An 18116-nucleotide genomic window follows, 5' to 3' on the forward strand; every position below is an offset into this window, starting at 1 on the left:
CCGATGCTGAGAAAGCCGATCTGGCAGAGAACCTACATTCTTCCAACAGCCGTGGCGGTGGTGAGCGGCGTAGGCTTGATCTTCGCACTGCTCGGCGACGGCATCTGGGATGCGTTGTCCTGGTTAGCGGTCGGTCTGCCGGTCGCGATTGCGGTGTGGGTTTGGTGGCAAGCAACGTCTATCCGCGGCAAGGCACGCTAGCGGTCGTTTGCGAGGACAATAAAGTGGAATGGGGCGTATGAATCCCAAAAGCGCGGTGTCAATCCTTCGGCGCGTTTGGTGATGGCGTGCGAGCGGGTGAAAATATCGGCGGCGGCTCGTATCGTATCGGGGAAGCTGCCGATCAGGATGATGGTCACTGCACGCTCTTGATCCGCCGCTTCGGTTACGCGGCGGGCGACCTCGGGCCATAGATCCATCGCGAACGGGTTGTTGAAGAAGAGAAGTAGGTTCCCGTCGGGAAAAGCGCACTTTGTAGCGCAGTCATTGAAGATGGCGCACGGCGATCGCTCCGGAACAGGGCTTTTATAGCGCGGCAAGTTTTCGCGAGCGACGTCGCATGCGAAGCTCGCAAAGTCGACTCCGATGCAGGATTTGAATCCGAGCTCGGAGGCGAGCATGACGGTGCGGCCCTTGCCGCAGCCTATATCCATGTAGCTGTAGTCGTTGCGCTGCGCTGGGAAATATCGCGAGAGATAGGCAAAGACGCTCGGCGGGGTCGATACGATGTCGTAGCCGGACCCAGCGTGATTTCCGACGACCGCGACGCGCGAGGCGTTGATGGCCACGCGTCCGCCGGTGTCAACGCCGTGCTGCTGGTCCCATTTGTGAGTGAGATGTTCTGCTACGCGATCGGCTAACCGGCGTTTGAGCGTTCTCGCGGCTGCGATCGGATCGAACGCGGCGGATCGCGTTTTTGAACTGCGCTGCAATTCAGGTGAGCCGTTCATCGATCTTCACATCCATTGGATCTGCGCGTTGCTGGCGAACCCTGTCGTCAAGGCGCGGGATGGAGGCTTGCTGCTGTAACGGTTGAACTGATCTGCGTTTTGGAACGCGGCGGGCGAGATGCCGGGAGAGCGATTTTGCTGTGAAGCTGGCGCCGGCCACGAAGCGTGTGATCGGCCCGAAGCTCATTTCGGACATGGGGCCGATAAAATAGAGACCGCCGACGGACGACTCAAAGTTGATGGACAACTTGGGGGCCTGCTCGATCAGCGTCATTGTTCTCAGAATATCGCCGGACAGGAAGGAGAGGCGGCTCACGTCTTTTTCGTAACCCGTGCCCCATATGATTGCGTCAAAATCCTGCTCGCGCTCGGGCTGATCTTGTTGCCGAATTGTGAGGCTGAGGCCGTGCTCAAGAGTGCGCGCGCCGGTGATCGAACTCGCGACATGCATCGGAACGACGCCTACGACGCGATCCTTGATCCACCAGGGTGCGGACGGGGGAACGAACGCGTGCAGCAATCTTAGACGCCGAGCTTCGGGCAGCAGGTACGGCAATTGCGGGAAATGCCCGATCAGAAATGGCACCTTGCCGTTTCCGATGGGCGATGACGGCTGCAGGATGCGCTCGCGAAGACTGCGATAGCGCGGCGTCCGATCATAAATCAGAACATTCGGCTCGCGGATGAATACTTCGGGGAATCCGCCCGCCTCGTGCACCAGTGCGCCAGCTTCGATTGCGGAAGCGCCACCGCCGACAATCGCGACACGCTTGCCTCGATACTCGGAATAATCGGAGAGATGGAACGTGTGCTTTGAAATTTCTTGAGGCAGTTCACGAAACGCGGCCGGGATTGCGTCCAGATAGGATAATCCGGTTGCGACGATCACATGCGGCGCGGAAAGTTCGGAGCCGTCATCGAGCGTGATGTCAAAGCCGCGATCCGTCCGGGCAATGGCGGTTACTTTCGTAAGCTCGACGTTCGGCACGAAATGCGCCTGGATCCAGAGCCCGTAGTTGGCGAACGACTCCATCGAGCATGGCTCGTAGTCCTCAAGGCCGCGCTCTCTGCACCATTCGGAAAATGTGACGGGCGTCTTTGGCACCGAAATGTTGGTGCTCGATGCCGGGGATTTGAGGTTGATGCCCGCGGGCAAGTCGCGCCAGAAGCCCATCGGGATGCCGAAGATGCGAAAATTCACGCCGCGTGCACGCAGATGCGCAGCGAGGGAGAGCCCGTAGGGGCCGGCTCCGATGATCACGACATCCGGGTTGGGCGCCGAAATGCTCATTTCGTTAGGCAGTCTCTGAAGAACGCTCGTGGGCGACGAAGAATGGCGAAGATCTGCTGCGTGGAATCGATGGCGTAGGGAACGAGATCGTTTTGATCGAACGCGGCTTCTACGATGTTTTTCGAGGACTGCCGCCATGCAGTCCAGCGGCCGGATTCCTCGGGCGACATCGATCCCAAGCCACGACGAAAGCGCGTGATGAGCTGAAACTGGAAGCTGTTGCAAAACGCATAGTTCTGGCCTTTCTCGCGCTTCTCGAAGGCGGCGATCAAGTCATCGACTTTTTCGTCCTGCCCGGTCGCCGCGGCGTAAACCAATCCGGGAATGTCGAGGCCCCGCGCAATTTCCAGGCCAATCTGATTATAGAAGCGGGCGTTGAAATCGATCAGAAGTTTTTTATCGCCAGCCTGAATGAACTCGCATTCAAAGGCACCGTAATAGCCAATCCGTTCGCATAGCTCCATGACTTTGCCAGCGAGCGCCGTATCGACGGGGGCTTCCTCGAAGCAAAGGCCGATCCCGAGGTTGTGGGGGCGCTGCATCGATTTTACGGCCGCAAGCACGGCGGTTTTCGTTCCCGACCGGTCGCGAAATCCGGATAGGCTGTAAACGCTGTTGACGGCTTCGGGATAGAAAGCCTGAAACATCGGAAACATGATTTCAGGATGCGATTTCGCGAAGCTTGGATCGCCCGGCCCGACTGCCGCCATGCGGTCGAACTGCTGCATCAGTGCATCTGGGCCGGGCTTCAGAACGGTGCCTTTCACCAAGTTGCGCGCCGCGAGTTGGCATCGCGGCTTGATGATCAGGCGTTCTGAGATCGAGTTGGCGATTTCCTGCGCGTTGGCGCGCGAGGTCGGGAGCCATGTCGGCGGCGTGTCGATGCCCGTAGCCTGAGCGTGGCGCAGCAGCTGACCCTTATCGAGGACGCACATCATGGTCTCGAGGTCAGGCTGATACAATAAAAACAGCTTCTCCAGATCCTGACGGTATTTTGCGAGCGCATAGGAAACAGCATCGCTCGTCGCATAGAGGACGCTGCCGGCGAATGGCTTGCCGGCATCGAGCAACCACTGCGCAAATCGCGTGGTCTCCTCGAACGGGGGAGATCGCAAATGAGAGGTGCAATAGCGGGAATAAGATCCGGCGGAGAGCGGGGAAGGGTCGATCGATATTACTGGGATGCCGGCGCGGCCGAGAGAGCGGATCGCTGCCAATGTGCCGTAATAACCCGCGTTGCAGAGCAGGATGCTCGGTTGCGCTCGTTCAGCGCGCTTATGATCGCCAAAATCCACTAATGCACTGTTTGAAATAAAAAACTGCCCCGTGCCCCAATCTTGAGGCATCGTCTTTTATTCGCACCCCGCTGCTGTCGCGAGTCAAAATTTATTACTCCATTGCAAATACTTAATTCGATCTATGACAGCCTTTCCAGCTTGCTGAAATTTTGAGCATCTCGGGCGCTCGCGATCGAACGCGGGCTTGGCGTACGGCTCTATCCTGCCTTGTCACGCCGATCGCGGCAGTGCGCGGAAACTGACAATTCGAGGCGTGTTCGAAGTCGGATTTTATGGCGTCAGCAATTCCGGGCCATCCGGTACTGAAACCCTTTCTCGGCGGTAGAAAAGGATTTCTAGAGACAATTTAGGTTTACATGGATTTTCGGACTGTGACGGCCAAGGTTGACTTGAAACATGATAGCGTAAAGGCTCATATTTCTTGAATATGCGAGCGTGTGAAAAGAGAGACTTTGGTCGATACAACGCAAAACCGATTGGTTTAAATCGGATTGCGTCTCGTGGTTTCGCATCGCAACGGACGCTCGCCGGCTGGCGGTTGTTTGGTGGTGATCGGACGCGCCGGGTAGAAAGTTTGGGGTGATGGCTACTCGCTGGGAGAAAATGAACGCCGGACAGTCGAGGAAATGCACGGCATGACGGCATTTCATTTCGGAAGTCGTCGCCGCCGCCTTTTTGGTTACTATGAACCGGCACTGGACGAGACTGGCAAAGCGCGCAGCGTTTTGCTCTGCTACCCGTTGGGGAACGAGCAGGTCTTCGCCTACCGAACCATGCGGCAGCTGGCGGCACGGCTGGCATCGGGCGGCCATCACGTCTTGCGATTTGATTACTTCGGGACCGGAGACTCTTATGGTGAATCCGGCGAAGGCGATCTCGCAGGGTGGTGCGAGGACATCGAAACGGCCATCGACGAGATCAAGGAGATCAGCGGCGCCGCCACGGTGAACCTGGCGGGGCTCAGGCTTGGCGCAAATCTCGCGGCTCGCGTTGCCGTCAACCGCCGGAAAGACATCAGCAAACTCATCCTTTGGGAGCCGCTCGAGGCTGATGAGATTGCGTCGGCTGGAATTCCGGCTGCATCGAGCGAGCCGAAGTCCAAACTCGCTGAGGATTTCGCGAAGGAAGCTATCGCGGGCAAAGCGCAATCGCTGCCTGCCAAAACGATGCTGCTGCTCACGGAGCAATCGCGCGCGCCGTTGGATTTCGGCGCCTTGACCGTTCAGAACGTACCCGACATGTCCGCTTGGGACGAGGAGCGTTTGAATTCAGGATCCATCCCGGTCGAAGCGGTTCAACGCATAGTAGATTGGCTACAATGACACGAGGATTCAGCGAACTTGCCGTGCAGTTCGGCCCCTCGGCATCGCTGGTGGGAATTCTGTCGCGGCCTCTTCCCGAGTTCGAGGTGCGGCGCACGGCCGTCGTGATCCTCAATACGGGCATAGCGCATCGGATCGGGCATCATCGCATGTACGTGACGATGGCGCGCGATCTGGCAAAGCTCGGACATTTGGTTTTTCGGTTTGATTTTTCCGGCATCGGCGACAGCGCGGGCCGAGAGGACAGCCTCAGTCCGACGGATGCGCACCAGGCGGACTTGGCGGACGCGCTCGATTGGCTGACCGAGAATTGCGATGTCCAAGATGTCGTGTTGATTGGGCTGTGCGCGGGTGCGGAGATCGCGCTGAGGTACGGTTATAAGGATCAGCGCGTGCTCGGCATGGTGCTGCTCGATCCGACCGTTCCTCCGACTCCTCGTTTCTACGCGCAATATATTGCGCGGCGCTTGGTTAGTCTGCGCAGCTGGTTGTCATTCGCGAGCGGGCGCGGCCGTATATGGCAAGAGCTGAGTACACGCGCGAAGCGGGCGGTTGGCGCGGAGGCGCGGCCGGCGCCCGGCACGATGGATGACAAGGTTCGCAATGAGCTCGAGCACCTTTATGGGCAGGCGCTCGACCGCGACTTGAAGCTTCTGATCGTTCTTACGGCCGGAACGCTGGACGGCCGCCAGAACTATCGCGAGCAGCTTTTCGATGCCCTGCCGAATGTTCCGCTGCGCGGGCGAGCGCAGGTCGAATACTACAAGGACGCCGATCACACGTTTACGTCGCCGGCTGCGCGTGAGCGGCTGCAAGAACTGGTCTATGGCTGGGTCGGAGGATTTCAGGATCCCGATCGCGTCGCTGTGCCGGCAGACGGTTCAATCGAAAATTCCGAAGAGCTGTCCAGGATGACGGTGTCGCCGACGCGTGAGAGTGCCGCCGGCGACTGAAGGCAACTCGCCTATATGGGCGGGAGCATGGACAGCCAGTTGCCCACGAACATGAGATAGCCGTTCAAAGCCCACGGAAGAAACTTTCGGCCTGGCATATTGTAACGGCAGAAATCGCGCCGGAAACTGCTCCAGTTCGCGGCATTGGCCCCATTGATCGAAACAGTGATCGAGGGCGAAAGGATGCGCGCGGTATGCCACCAGCCGGACGGCATGAAAAGCGTTTCGCCGGGATGAAGCTTGAAACGGATTCCCTTGGCGTTGCGGAATTCCGGAAAGCGTGCGGGATCATATTTGTCGACGTCGTTGACGTCCGAAAGGTTCGGCTGACCGTTGCCGCCGTTTCGAACGTATAAATATTTGCCCTGATCAGGCGCGAAGCCGATGTATTCTTTCACGCCCTGAATTTGCATCAGGAAGGCATGCGTGTGGAGGCCGTCGTAATGCATGACGGGAAATTTCGCGCCTTGCCCGCCGATGTAGAGTTCCTTGTAAGTCAGATACGGAGCGCGCACCGTTATCAGCGGATGGTCGAGCCAGTTCGGCGCCGTGCACGCAGGCATCGGCTCGATATCGTCCTGCAGCTCTTTCGGCAAATTCTTGACTGGATAGTTATGCAGGTACGGTGCGGGGGACTGAGGCGAGGACGTGCGAACTTCGGCGATGAGTTCCGCCATCGACAGGCGGCGACCTTCGATTTCGAGGGGCATATCGCCATACTGGTTCTGGAAATAGTCGAACGTCCATTTGTCTCGCGCGGCCCAGTGATCCAAACCGCCGGTGATGATGACGGGCTTCAGGGGCAGGACGTAATCGCGCTGATAGCGCTCGGGGCTGAGCTCAGACCATTCCATGCGGTCGATCTTGTCGGAGAACATGGGAGCGTCTGAAATATCTTCGACAGGAAAATCCATTCCCACCACCTGTAAACCGAGTTCAGATATATGAACTTGAAGAGCGACGCATGCGGACGTTCGTAAAGCATGACGTCATTTTTCGGGACACTATTCCCCCACCAGGGAATTGGCAATTTTTAGCTTGTTTGCATTAATTCCGGCGCCTCACGTGCTTCCGTCGCGCTGTTGCGATCGTGCGACCGCGGCTTCGGCCTGGGCCGCTATCTGGCGCAGAGACTGGAAGAACAGGCTCCGGGGATCCATGCGCCAGCCGATTTTTTTCTGCAGCGCGACTGTCACTTTGATCGCTAGCAGCGAATGACCGCCAAGATTGAAGAAGTTCTCTCCGGCGTTGATCTTTTCGATCCGCAGTTCATCGCGCCAGATGCTCGCGAGCAGCTTCTCCATGTCCGTGGAGGGCGGTTCGCTGACGACCGTATCGCTTCTTGCCGAGCGGAACGTATTCGGCAAAGCACGGCGATTGACCTTGCCGTTGGCGGTCAGGGGAAGCGCCTGCAGGGTGATGAAGAAAGACGGGATCATGTAATCCGGGAGCACGCTACGCAGATACCGGCGGATCTCGCTCGCCGTCAGATCGTCGCCTTTGACGCCGACGAAGTATGCGACGAGCTTCTTGTCGCCTGGGACGTCTTCGCGTGCGACGACGACAGCATCGGCGACGCCGGGGCATGCCTTGAGGGCGGCTTCGATTTCTCCAAGCTCGATGCGGAAGCCGCGGACCTTCACCTGATTGTCGATGCGGCCGAGGTGCTGCAAACGCCCGTCAGGCAGCCAGCGGCCGAGATCGCCGGTGCGATAGAGCCGTGCGCCGGGATGATCGGAGAAGTGATCGCGCACGAAGCGTTCGGCGGTCATGTCCGGCTGGTTGCGATAGCCGAGTGCGACGCCATCGCCGCCGATCCAGATTTCGCCGGGAACGCCGGCGGATACGGCTTTGCCCGCGCGGTCGACGATATACATTTGCGTATTGGAGATCGGGCGGCCAATGGAGAGAAGGTCGTCGCCGGGCTCGATCTTTTCAATGCTCGACCAGACCGTCGTTTCGGTCGGGCCATAGAGATTCCAGAGTTCCTTGACCCGTGGCAGCAGCGCCTTTGCGAGGTCGGCCGTCAGCGCTTCGCCGCCGCTGAAGGCTCGCAGACGATCGTTGCCCTGCCATTCCTCGTCGATCAGCATGCGCCACGTGGCGGGCGTCGCCTGCAACGCCGTGACCTTGCTGGCGGTCAGCAATTCTAAAAGCTTGGCGCCATCGACGACCGCTTCGCGTGGCACGAGTTCGATCCGCGCGCCTACGAGCAAGGGCAGGTAGAGTTCGAGCGCCGCGATATCGAACGAGATCGTGGTGATCGCGGCAAACACGTCTCGATCCGACAGGCCCGGCTTCACGCGCATCGCGGAGAGAAAATTCACGAGTGCACGGTGATGAACGACGACGCCTTTCGGCCGTCCGGTCGAACCTGACGTGTAGATGAGGTAGGCGGGATCGTCGGGCCCCGGCGCGACTGAGAGGTTGTCGCGCGAGACTCCATCCAGAGGCAAGCGATCAAGATCTAGGATGCTGACGCCATCCTGCTTGTCGAGCGCCGCCGCTGCATCGCCGGCGGTCAGCAACACCGTCGCGCCGCTATCCTGCACCATGTAGGTCAAGCGCTCGGCCGGGAATCCCGGATCGAGTGGAAGATAGGCCGCGCCGGATTTTTGAATTGCGAGCAGCGAAACCAAAAGCTCGAGCGAGCGGTCGAGGCAGACCCCGACGACCATGCCGCTCTTGGCGCCCTGCTGCAGCAATAGGTTGGCGAGCTGGTTCGCTCTGGCATTGAGTTCGTTATAGGTCAGATCCTCGCCGCTGAAAGAAACCGCGATCGCGTCGGGATTTTTCTGAACTTGATCCTCGAACAGCCGGGTGAAGGGCGTCTCGGACGGATAGCTCGCAGAGGTGAGGTTCCAGCTGCGGATCTTGTCCATCTCTTCCGCCGCCAGCAGCGGAATGTCGTCGATGCAGACGTTGAGGTCCGTCAGCAAGCTGTCGAGAATGCGCCGATACTGTCCGACAAAGCGGGCGATCGTGCTCTCGTCGAACAGCTCGCTGTCGTATTCGGCCTTCAACGAGTTCGACAGGATGCCGTCGACGGTCAGGCCGATCTCAAATTGTGCGGCTTCGAGATCGATCGCATGCTCCTTGCAATCCAGGCCTTCCAAGTGAATGCGATGCGTCGCGGGCGTATTCAACAGATTGAACATGACCTGCGCGAGCGGCGGACGGCTGTTGTCGCGGGCGTCGGGAAATTCCTTCGCCAATTGCTCGAAGGGTGCGTCCTGATGCGCGTAGGCATCGAGCGCCACGGCTTCGATGCGGCGCAGAACTTCGCGCAGCGTCGGTTGACCCTCGAGATTGATCCGAAGAACCAGCGTATTGATGAAGGTTCCGACAAGCGTTTCCGTGGCGGTATGCGTGCGGTTGGCGATCGGCACCGCAATCGTAAAGTCGGATTGGCCCGTCACGCGATGCAGGAGCACGGCATAGGCGGCGAGCAGAGTCATGAACAGCGTGTAGCCTTCGCGGCGGCCGAGTTGCTCGAGCTGGTCGCGCAGATTTTCAGAGAACGGCTGTTCGTAGATCTTTCCCTGGTAGCCGAAGATGTCGGGACGCGGCTTATCCGTCGGAAGCTCGATAGGTTCGATGCCGTCAAGCTTCTTACGCCAATAGGCGAGCTGCGGTTCGGCGTTCGTATCGAGCCAGTTACGCTGCCATTGCGCGTAATCGCTATAAGTCGTTGCCTGCGGTTTGAGGCCTGCCGGTCGTCCCGCGCGGATGTTGTTGTAGGCGGTTGTGAGTTCTCCAGAAAGCAGGCCCAAGGACCAGTTGTCGATCGCGATATGGTGCGCCGTCAGCAACAGCATGTGGCTTTCGTTGCCAAGCCGGAACAGGACGGAGCGCAGCATGGCGTCGCGTGCGAGATCGAAATATCTCCCGGCGTGGTCGGTGGCTTGGCGGAGCGCTTCATTCAAGGCATCCCGGCCGAGGTGGCTCAAATCGATGACTTCGAGCGGCTGTTTGCTCCACGGGTGCACCACCTGCAACGGACGCGAGCCGTCGAGATGATAGGTCGTCCGCAGCGTTTCGTGGCGCGTGCACAAGGCGTCGATGGCCTGCTCAATCGCCTCGATGTCGAGTGGTCCGCTCAGTTCCAGAGCGACCGGAATGTTATAAGCTTTGCTCTCGGGAGCCAGCTCATGCGTGAGCCACATGCGCTCTTGCGCGACCGACATCGGCGCGGGCTCGTTCGAGTTCCGTGGCGTGATCGCGGGCAACGGCTGAAGGCCTTTCTGTTCGCGCACGACGTCGTCGATGCGGGATGCGAGCGCCTGCACGGTGCGATGCTGAAACAGCTGGGCGACGGGAAGCTCGATCGCGAATGCGTCGCGAATGCGAGAGGCGACCTGCGTCGCAAGCAAGGAGTGTCCGCCGAGCCGGAAGAAGTCGGCGCTGCAGTCGATCGCCTCGCGCCGCAGAACCTTTTGCCAGATGGCGGCGATGGTTGCTTCGGTCTCGGTGGCCGCGGACGCGATTGCGTGCTCAGCGATTGCAGGGGCCGCCTCGGGCGCAGGCAGAGCCTTGCGATCGAGCTTGCCGTTGGCGTTCAGCGGAAGTTCGTTGAGAACGATGATGTGAGCCGGCACCATGTAAGCGGGCAGGCGCGCCGATAGAGATGCAAACAGCTTGTCGACAAGAGTGTCGTCGGTGCCGTTCGTGACGACATAGGCGACGAGGCGCTTGTCGCCAGGGACGTCTTCGCGCGCGACGACGACAGCATCGGCGACGCCGGGGCATGCCTTGAGGGCTGCTTCGATTTCTCCAAGCTCGATGCGGAAGCCGCGAACCTTCACCTGATTGTCGATGCGGCCGAGGTATTCGATATTGCCGTCGGTGCGGAACCGCGCGAGGTCGCCGGTCCGGTAGAGCCGTGCCCCGGCGTCATGCCGGAAGGGATCGGCCGTAAAACGTTCAGCCGTCATTTGCGGTTGGTGGAGATAGCCACGCGCGACGCCCGCGCCGCCGACATAAATCTCGCCGGGGACGCCGAGAGGAACGGGGTTGGCGAAGCGGTCCAGAATGTACGCGCGGCCGTTTGCGATCGGACGGCCGATCGTTGCCGGTTCGCCCGGTTGGCGCAGCGTATACGTCGAATACGTCGTGTCTTCGGTGGGCCCGTAAAGATCATAGACGCGCTTCACGGTGCCGGTCGCATAGAGGCTATCGACCAGGCTCGTCGGCAGGGGTTCGCCTGCGAGATTGACGGTCTCGACGCTCGCGGGAATGCCGCCGATCCGCACCAGCTCGGCGCCGGCCGAGGGGACGGTGTTCAGCAATGTGATTTCATTGCGCGCCGGCAATTGTGCCAGCGCCAATGCGTTCTCCGCGACGATGATGCGGCCGCCGCTCGCCAGAGGAAAGAAGATCTCGAAGATCGACAGGTCGAAGCAGACAGACGTAGCGGCCAAGACACCGGCGATCTGGCGCTGGTCGTAAGTGCTGCGCGCCCAGGCGATCAGCGCGGTGGCGTTCCGATGTTCGACGGCGACGCCCTTGGGCTTGCCGGTCGATCCGGATGTGTAGAGGACGTAGGCAAGATCGTCCGCGTGCACGTCCACGTTTAATCTGGCGTCATCCTGAGCGGCGATTGCCGCAGCGTCGGTGTCGATGAAAACGCGGACCTTGTCGTCGCCGGGGAACAGGCGATCGAGCGAAGACACCGTAATGAGGATGTTGGCCTTAGCTTCGCTCAGCATGACGCCGATGCGATCGGCGGGATATGCCGGGTCGAGCGGCACGTAGCATGCGCCGGTCTTCATGACTGCGAGCAGCGTTGCAATCAGATCGGCGTTACGAGGCAGGCAGACACCGATGATTTCGCCGGGCTTGGCTCCCTGGCTCTGCAAGTAATGCGCGAGCTTGTTGGCGCGCTGATCGAGGTCGCGATAGGTCAGGCGAACGTCGTCGGCAATGATTGCTTCGGCGTCCGGCGTGAGGTCAACCTGCTGCTCGAACAGTTGATGGATGACTTGGGTCGACGGCAATGGCACGTCGGCTCCGGCGCCTACAGCAAAAATTCTCTGGCGCTCGTCGTCGCCCAAGATGTCGAGGGCTGCGAGCGAGGTTTCGGGATCGCGCGTCAGGGCGCTGAGTAGCGTATGGAAATGCTCCAGCCAACGACGTACGGTGCCGGCCTCGAGAATGTCGCTGTTATATTCGCATTCGACGGTGAGCTCAGCGCCGTTGTCGACGACGTTGACGTTGAGATCGAATGTCACGAAGCGCTTCGGCGTTTCCAAGCGATCGAGCGTCAGATCGCCGAATTCGAACGGTGCGCCGATCCGGTCGATGTTGAAGACGACGGAAACCAGAGTCGGCCGGCTGGGGTCGCGCTCGATGTTCAGTTTCGGCAGCAGGCTGCTGAACGTGACGTTCGGATGTTGTTGTCCAGCGAGGAACGTTCCACGCACGGATTTCAGGAAGTCGCCGAAGGTCGCCGCCGGATCGACTTGGCAACGCAGCGGCATCGTCGCGACGCAATGGGCGACGAGGTGACTGTTGTCGAGTTCCGACTGTCCGGCGAGCGGGATGCCGAGGACAATGTCGTCCTGCCCCGACAGACGGAACATCAACACTTCGAAGGCGGCGAGGAGTGTATGGAACATCGTCGCGCCGCGACCTGCGCCGACCGCCTTTATGCGCTTGTAGAGATCGGCGTCGATGCGGATATCCTGACGTGCGCCGCTGCGAGATCGGAGAGCCGGGCGTTTGTGATCGTTCGGCAAGTCGAGGTTCGGGAGTTCTCCGGTGAGCTGTGCGAGCCAATAGTCTTCGTCGGCAGTATCGGTGCTCTTATCGACGAGGTCTTGGACGTAAGTCTCGTAGCTCATCGGCTCGGCGAGCTGCGGCTCCAGCCCGAAGCAATCGGCTTCGTAGGTTTTGGCGAGGTCCGAGAAAAGAACCGACGACGACCAGCCGTCGCAAACGATGTGATGCACGGTCACGACGAGGCGATGAACGTCTGCGGAAAGGCGGAGCACTTTCGCCCGCAGTAGCGGATCGGTCGCGAGGTTGAATGCTTCGGTCGATTCTCGATCGATGATGCGCTCGAATGCAGCTTGCTGCTGCGCTGGGTCGATCGCACTCAGATCCTCGAAAATGATGGTGACGGCGCGAGACGGGAGTATGCGCTGTTTATCGCCGGATTTGTCGAAGCTCGTCCGTAAGGCGGCGTGGCGCGCAATGACCTGGTCAAGCGCGCTTTGCATGGACGCCAGCGAGAGCGGTCCGCGAAGATGCAGGACGAAGCACTGATTGTAAGCGCAGCTGGCATCGTCGCCCATCTGCGATTCAACCCAGACTTCCCGCTGCTGTGGCGTAACGGGAAGCGTGGACTGCGGCTCGCGATCAGCGGAAACGGACTCAACCGGCACAACATGTAACTCCTTGCGCTCACGCATTGCGTCAGCCTCGAACTTTCTGGGGCGAAGCATTTGCAGCGTACGGCAAATCCGAACCGGCGTGGGGTCGCGTGTCCTGGACCGGCTCCTTGCTGCCGATCGTCGGGATGTCTCCGAGGCTAGGTAAGAAGCCAGCTTTCTGCATGTCTTCGATCGACCGCCGGAATGCATTCGCGATTACGTCGAGATCTGCATCGGTATGCGCCAGCGTCAGGAAGCCTGGACGTTCCCAGGCGTGGACGCCGTGGTGGCGCATGTAGGCAAAGAGCAGCGACGCGAGCGGCGCATCGGCCGGAAGCTCAAACACAAACCAGGACGCAAAGTGCTGAAGGCTGATGGGCGCGTGCAGCTCTTTCGCGATGGCGCTGAGGCGTTTGACGAACTGCGTGGTACGCAGATTCAACGCGCGCTGTAAATCGGGACCGTCGTTGCGGATGCGATGCAGAACGGCCCGCGCTGCCGCGAGAGCGAGCGGATGGCGGACGAACGTTCCGGCAAAGAACGTGACGCCGACTTCCGGCACCGAGTCATCTCCAAAGTGCCATTCGCCGCCGTCGAGCGCATCGAGGAAGCGTGCGTCGCCTGCGATGATTCCGATCGGCAGGCCACCGCCGACGACCTTGCCGTACGTCGCCATATCCGCTTTGACGCCAAATACGGATTGCATGCCTTTGGGGTGCACGCGGAAGCCGGTCACGACCTCGTCGAACACCAGCGCGGTGCCGGATTTGGCGGTGATCTCGCGAACTTCGTGCAGGAATTGGCGCGGCTGAAGGTTCGGCCTGCGGCTCTGAATGGGCTCAACGAGAACAGCAGCGAGTTCGTCGGCGCGTGCTCTTAAAATTTCGAGAGCCGAGTCCTGTCCGTATTCGAGCACGATGATGTTGTCGGTCATCGCCTCGGGAATGCCCGGTGCGATCGGCTGAGCGCCTGCGACGCCGTTGCGCGTGCGGGGCCGCGCGAGCACTTCGTCGAAGATGCCGTGATAGGCGCCCGCGAACATCGCGATCTTGTCGCGACCGGTGACCGTGCGCGCGGTTCGGATTGCAGCCGTGACGGCTTCCGAGCCGGTGTTACAGAACGCGGCGCGCTCCATGCCGACGGCTTCGCAGAAAAGCTGCGCAACCTCGCCCGCAATCGGGGACTGCGGGCCGATCTCGATGCCGGCATCAAGCTGGGCTTTGATGGCCGTGCGAATGAACTCGGGATTGTGGCCGAAAAATATGGATCCGAATCCGTTGACGAGGTCCACGTATTCGTTGCCATCGACGTCCCACAGGCGAGCGCCTTGCGAGCGCTCGGTGGCGATCGGATAGACGAGCTCTTTCCACTGCGGGCGGAAGCCGGCGTTCGAACGCGGGTCGGAGAGCTGCTTGCGATTTTTCTCGGCAAGCTGCTTCGATTTTTCGGTGCGGCGGCAATAGAGTTCGATGAAGGAGTCGAGGTTGCTCTGCCGCTCGGCGCTAAGCGTGCTCTTGCCGGTTGTCGGCGGCCGATACGGTCCGAACGCTTGCGTCGGCTGTCGCGTCTCGGAGGACTGCGCAGTCGCAGGAGCGGCTGCCGGAGCCGGTGCTGTTGTGGCGATCGATACGGCGGGCGCAGCCTGTTGAACTGGTGTCGCCGCCGGAGGCGCGCCGAATTCCTGCAGTGCGAGGCGTTGCAGAAGATCGAACTGCCCCGCCATGATCTGAGCGTTCTGGCTGAGCAGGTGAAGAAGCGTCGAGCGATCCGTAGCCGGGAGCGTTTGTCCGATGAATTGCGGAGCCGAAGAATTGAAAACAGGCGCAGGCGCAATCTGCATTGCTGCAGGCGGTGGTGTCGCCGCAGCGGGTGGTGCGGATGCGACCGGCTGCGGCGCGATCCGCCCGGCGAGCGAAGTGATGGTGGCGCTGTCGTTCAGGAGCTCTCGGAAATGGATTTTGAGTCCGAATTTCTTGTTCAGCGCACCGGCCGCTTGAGTGAGCGCGAGGGAGTCGAGACCGAGTTCGACGAGCGAGACGTTCGGGTCGAGGCTGTCAGGCTCCAGTCCGGACAGATCCGCGAACAACTGGCGAAGGCTCGCGATTTGCGGCCCTGAACTCGACATGGGATTGCTCCACTCACAAAGGGATGTTGCGGATTGCTCGGCTGGTTGCATGTTCGCCGGAGGTAGCGCGATGACCGGAGCGCATGCGGGCTGCAGTGAAATGGGGGCGGGAACCGGCCGTGGATCGTGCACGGGGGCGTCGATCCAGAATCTCGTCTGCTCGAACGCGTATGTCGGCAGTGAAATGCGACGGCCACCGCGGCCGTCGTTGAATGCGGTCCAATCGACAGCGCTGCCCGCACACCAAAGATCGCCGAGTGTCTGAAGCGTGTGGTCCAGTTTGTCGTCGGTTTCGCGATCGGCAGACAGCGAGGTGACGACCGGCGCACCCGACGCGCGCGGACCTTGCTGACGCGCCAATGACGCGAGCGTGCGGCCGGCGCCGACTTCAAGCAGCACCTGCGCGCTATCGTAGAGTTGCCGGATGCCTTCGGAGAAGCGGACCGGCTGGCGCATCTGGCGGGCCCAGTAGGCCGGATCGATCGCGTCCTCGTTCGAGATCGGTGCGCCGGTGAGGCAGGAGATCCAGGCTTGCGTTGGCGTCTTTGGTTTTGCTTCGCGAACGAGTTGCTGGAAAGGCTCGACGATTGAATCCATCACCGGCGAATGGAACGCATGCGATGTTTCGAGCGCGCGATATGAGATGGCGTTCGCGGACAACTCGCGTTCGAACTGGCTGATGGCGTCGTGCGAGCCGCTGACGACGACGGTCCCCGGAGCGTTGTAGGCAGCGACGGAAACGCCTTCGGCGATCAGTGTCGCGATCCGTGCGGGCTGAACTTTCACGGCGAGCATCGCGCCCGTTGGAAGTGCCTGCATGAGCGCGGCGCGTTTCGCCACCAGACGCAATGCAGCGTCGCGATCGAACGTGCCGGCAATGGTCGCCGCCACGTATTCGCCGAGGCTGTGGCCGATCAAAGCCGTCGGCTTAACGCCCCAGGACATCCACAAGCGAGCAAGTGCATGCTCGATCACGAACAGAGCCGGTTGCGTGAAGCGTGTTTGTTTCAGGTCGGCTGTAGCAGCGTCTTCGTTTCCGGATGCGGGATAGATGAGGTCTCGCAGGTCGCGTCCCAAGATCGGGGCAAGCACGTCGCAGGATTCGTCGACCTCGCGACGGAACAGCGGCTCCTGATCGTAGAGGCTACGCGCCATGTTGATATGCTGCGCGCCCTGTCCGGGGAACAGGAAAGCGACGCCGCTGAAATTTCGCGCGGTCCGGGACGCGTGCTGCGTGTCGGCGGATGCAGCTGATAGGACTTTGCGCGCGTCATCGGAATCGCGGCAGACGAATGCCTGGCGATGATCGAAGGCGCGACGGCCGGTCTGCAGCGTAACGGCAACATCGGCCATGTCGAGACCGGTTTCCGTTTCGAGGTGAGCAGCGAGGCGGCGGCGTTGCTCCTCAAGTCCTGCGGCCGTGCGATGCGAAAGCACGATGAGCTGGCTGGAACGCGCCGTTCCGCTCGCCGGATTTGCAGGCGCTTCTTCGAGCACGACGTGGGCATTCGTGCCGCCGACGCCGAACGAACTCACACCGGCGCGGAGAGGGCGGCCGTCGAATTCCCAGGGACGCGCTGTCGTGTTCACGAAGAACGGAGAGTTCTCGAGATCGAGCTTGGGATTGGGCGTCTTGAAATTCAATGTTGGCGGCAGAACGCGACGGTGCATCGCCAATGCCGTCTTGATAAGACCGGCCACGCCCGCCGCGGCGTCGAGATGTCCGATGTTGGTTTTCAGCGAACCGATGGGGCAGCTACCTTTGCGAACGTCGCCGCCGGCGCGGAATGCTTGCGTCAGGCCGGCGATCTCGATCGGATCGCCAAGGCTCGTGCCCGTGCCGTGCGCTTCGATGTAGGAAATCGTTTCGGGGTCGATGCCCGCGAGCGCCTGCGCCGTCGCGATGACTTGCGTGTGGCCTTCGACGCTCGGGGCCGTGAAGCTGACTTTGGCGCTGCCGTCGTTGTTCAACGCCGCGCCTTTGATGACAGCATAGATGTGGTCGTTGGCTTCCAAGGCGTCGGAGAGGCGGCGCAGCGCAACGAGGCCGAGGCCGTTGCTGAAAACGGTGCCGCTGGCGTCGGCATCGAACGCGCGGCAATGGCCATCGGAAGATGTGATCGCGCCTTCCTGCGAGAGATAGCCACGCTTTTGCGGCAGCGCGACCGTGACGCCGCCCGCGAGCGCCATATCGCATTGCCACGTCTGCAAGCTCTGCACGGCGGTCGCAACGGCGACGAGAGACGTGGAGCAGGCGGTGACGATGTTGAGCGCCGGGCCTTTGAGGTCGAGCTTATAGGCGACGCGTGTGGTGAGATAATCCTTCTCGTTGCCCATCATCGTGGTGAGCCAGCCTACGAGATCGGTCACGTCCTTACGGTCGATGAGATTGCGCAGGAAGTAGGTGTTGTTGCTGGAGCCTGCGAAGAGCCCGATCGATCCGGCGAAGGCACGCGGATCGTAGCCTGCGTCTTCGAGGACTTCCCACGATGCTTCGAGGAACAGCCGCTGTTGCGGGTCGAGAACTTCCGCCTCGCGCGGCGTGATGCCGAAGAAGCCCGCGTCGAATTTGTCGACATCGGCAAGGATGCCGCGCGCCGCGACATAGGCCGGGTCCAAACGCGCCGCCATCTCGTCGGGATCGGCCGGCTCGAGTTCGTTGGGGCTGAAGTGGCTGATCGTTTCGCGGCCTGCGATCAGGTTCTGCCAAAGCTCGCGAGGCGAGCGCGCGCCCGGAAAACGGCCTGCCAGTCCGATGATGGCAATCCCGTCGTTTGAATCGTAATTCTGCGCATAGGACATCG

The 18116-nt window shown here is 60.7% G+C and carries 9 protein-coding genes; 3 read left to right on the forward strand and 6 right to left on the reverse strand.

All coding sequences use genetic code 11. The features are described from left to right. The first annotated feature begins 3 nt into the window (after positions 1 to 3). Positions 4 to 201, forward strand: coding sequence for a hypothetical protein (locus tag HDEN_RS06575; protein ID WP_013215360.1), 198 nt, complete (start codon positions 4 to 6; stop codon positions 199 to 201). Here HDEN_RS06575 and HDEN_RS06580 read toward each other — a convergent pair. The 3 genes from HDEN_RS06580 to HDEN_RS18310 are packed head-to-tail and all read right to left on the reverse strand — an operon-like array spanning position 198 to position 3356. Further along, positions 198 to 950: a class I SAM-dependent methyltransferase gene (locus tag HDEN_RS06580; protein WP_013215361.1), complete on the reverse strand. Its 753-nt coding sequence runs from the start codon at positions 948 to 950 to the stop codon at positions 198 to 200. The genes HDEN_RS06575 and HDEN_RS06580 overlap by 4 nt on opposite strands. Continuing rightward, positions 934 to 2241: an NAD(P)-binding domain-containing protein gene (locus tag HDEN_RS06585; RefSeq protein ID WP_013215362.1), complete on the reverse strand. Its 1308-nt coding sequence runs from the start codon at positions 2239 to 2241 to the stop codon at positions 934 to 936. The genes HDEN_RS06580 and HDEN_RS06585 overlap by 17 nt, the downstream gene beginning before the upstream one ends. Continuing rightward, positions 2238 to 3356 carry an ATP-grasp domain-containing protein gene (locus HDEN_RS18310; protein ID WP_169305483.1) on the reverse strand — a complete coding sequence of 373 codons (1119 nt, stop codon included), beginning with the start codon at positions 3354 to 3356 and terminating at the stop codon, positions 2238 to 2240. The genes HDEN_RS06585 and HDEN_RS18310 overlap by 4 nt, the downstream gene beginning before the upstream one ends. Positions 3357 to 4174: 818 nt before the next feature. Between HDEN_RS18310 and HDEN_RS17730 the strand changes: the two genes are divergently transcribed. Then, positions 4175 to 4861, forward strand: a complete 687-nt coding sequence (locus tag HDEN_RS17730) for a serine aminopeptidase domain-containing protein (protein WP_013215364.1) — start codon at positions 4175 to 4177, stop codon at positions 4859 to 4861. Next, positions 4858 to 5814 (forward strand): alpha/beta fold hydrolase, encoded by a 957-nt coding sequence (locus tag HDEN_RS17735; protein WP_013215365.1) that lies wholly within the window; start codon positions 4858 to 4860, stop codon positions 5812 to 5814. The genes HDEN_RS17730 and HDEN_RS17735 overlap by 4 nt, the downstream gene beginning before the upstream one ends. Before the next feature lie 11 nt (positions 5815 to 5825). Here HDEN_RS17735 and HDEN_RS06605 read toward each other — a convergent pair whose 3' ends face one another. The 3 genes from HDEN_RS06605 to HDEN_RS06615 all read right to left on the reverse strand — a co-directional run bounded on the left by HDEN_RS06605 (position 5826) and on the right by HDEN_RS06615 (position 18114). Next, complete coding sequence (locus tag HDEN_RS06605) at positions 5826 to 6728, reverse strand: cupin-like domain-containing protein (protein WP_013215366.1); 903 nt, start codon at positions 6726 to 6728, stop codon at positions 5826 to 5828. Between the two features lie 147 nt (positions 6729 to 6875). Then, positions 6876 to 13199 carry a non-ribosomal peptide synthetase gene (locus HDEN_RS06610; protein ID WP_169305484.1) on the reverse strand — a complete coding sequence of 2108 codons (6324 nt, stop codon included), beginning with the start codon at positions 13197 to 13199 and terminating at the stop codon, positions 6876 to 6878. Between the two features lie 31 nt (positions 13200 to 13230). Next, positions 13231 to 18114, reverse strand: coding sequence for a type I polyketide synthase (locus tag HDEN_RS06615; protein WP_013215368.1), 4884 nt, complete (start codon positions 18112 to 18114; stop codon positions 13231 to 13233). Positions 18115 to 18116: the final 2 nt, after the last annotated feature.

Source organism: Hyphomicrobium denitrificans ATCC 51888, from assembly GCF_000143145.1.
Classification (GTDB): domain Bacteria; phylum Pseudomonadota; class Alphaproteobacteria; order Rhizobiales; family Hyphomicrobiaceae; genus Hyphomicrobium_B; species Hyphomicrobium_B denitrificans.

Bases quoted from the DNA above. Each gene is read 5' to 3' on its own strand.
- HDEN_RS06575 (WP_013215360.1), top strand. From the start codon at position 4: ATGCTGAGAAAGCCGATCTGGCAGAGAACCTACATTCTTCCAACAGCC.
- HDEN_RS06580 (WP_013215361.1), bottom strand. From the start codon at position 950: ATGAACGGCTCACCTGAATTGCAGCGCAGTTCAAAAACGCGATCCGCC.
- HDEN_RS06585 (WP_013215362.1), bottom strand. From the start codon at position 2,241: ATGAGCATTTCGGCGCCCAACCCGGATGTCGTGATCATCGGAGCCGGC.
- HDEN_RS17730 (WP_013215364.1), top strand. From the start codon at position 4,175: ATGACGGCATTTCATTTCGGAAGTCGTCGCCGCCGCCTTTTTGGTTAC.
- HDEN_RS17735 (WP_013215365.1), top strand. From the start codon at position 4,858: ATGACACGAGGATTCAGCGAACTTGCCGTGCAGTTCGGCCCCTCGGCA.
- HDEN_RS06605 (WP_013215366.1), bottom strand. From the start codon at position 6,728: ATGGATTTTCCTGTCGAAGATATTTCAGACGCTCCCATGTTCTCCGAC.
- HDEN_RS06615 (WP_013215368.1), bottom strand. From the start codon at position 18,114: ATGTCCTATGCGCAGAATTACGATTCAAACGACGGGATTGCCATCATC.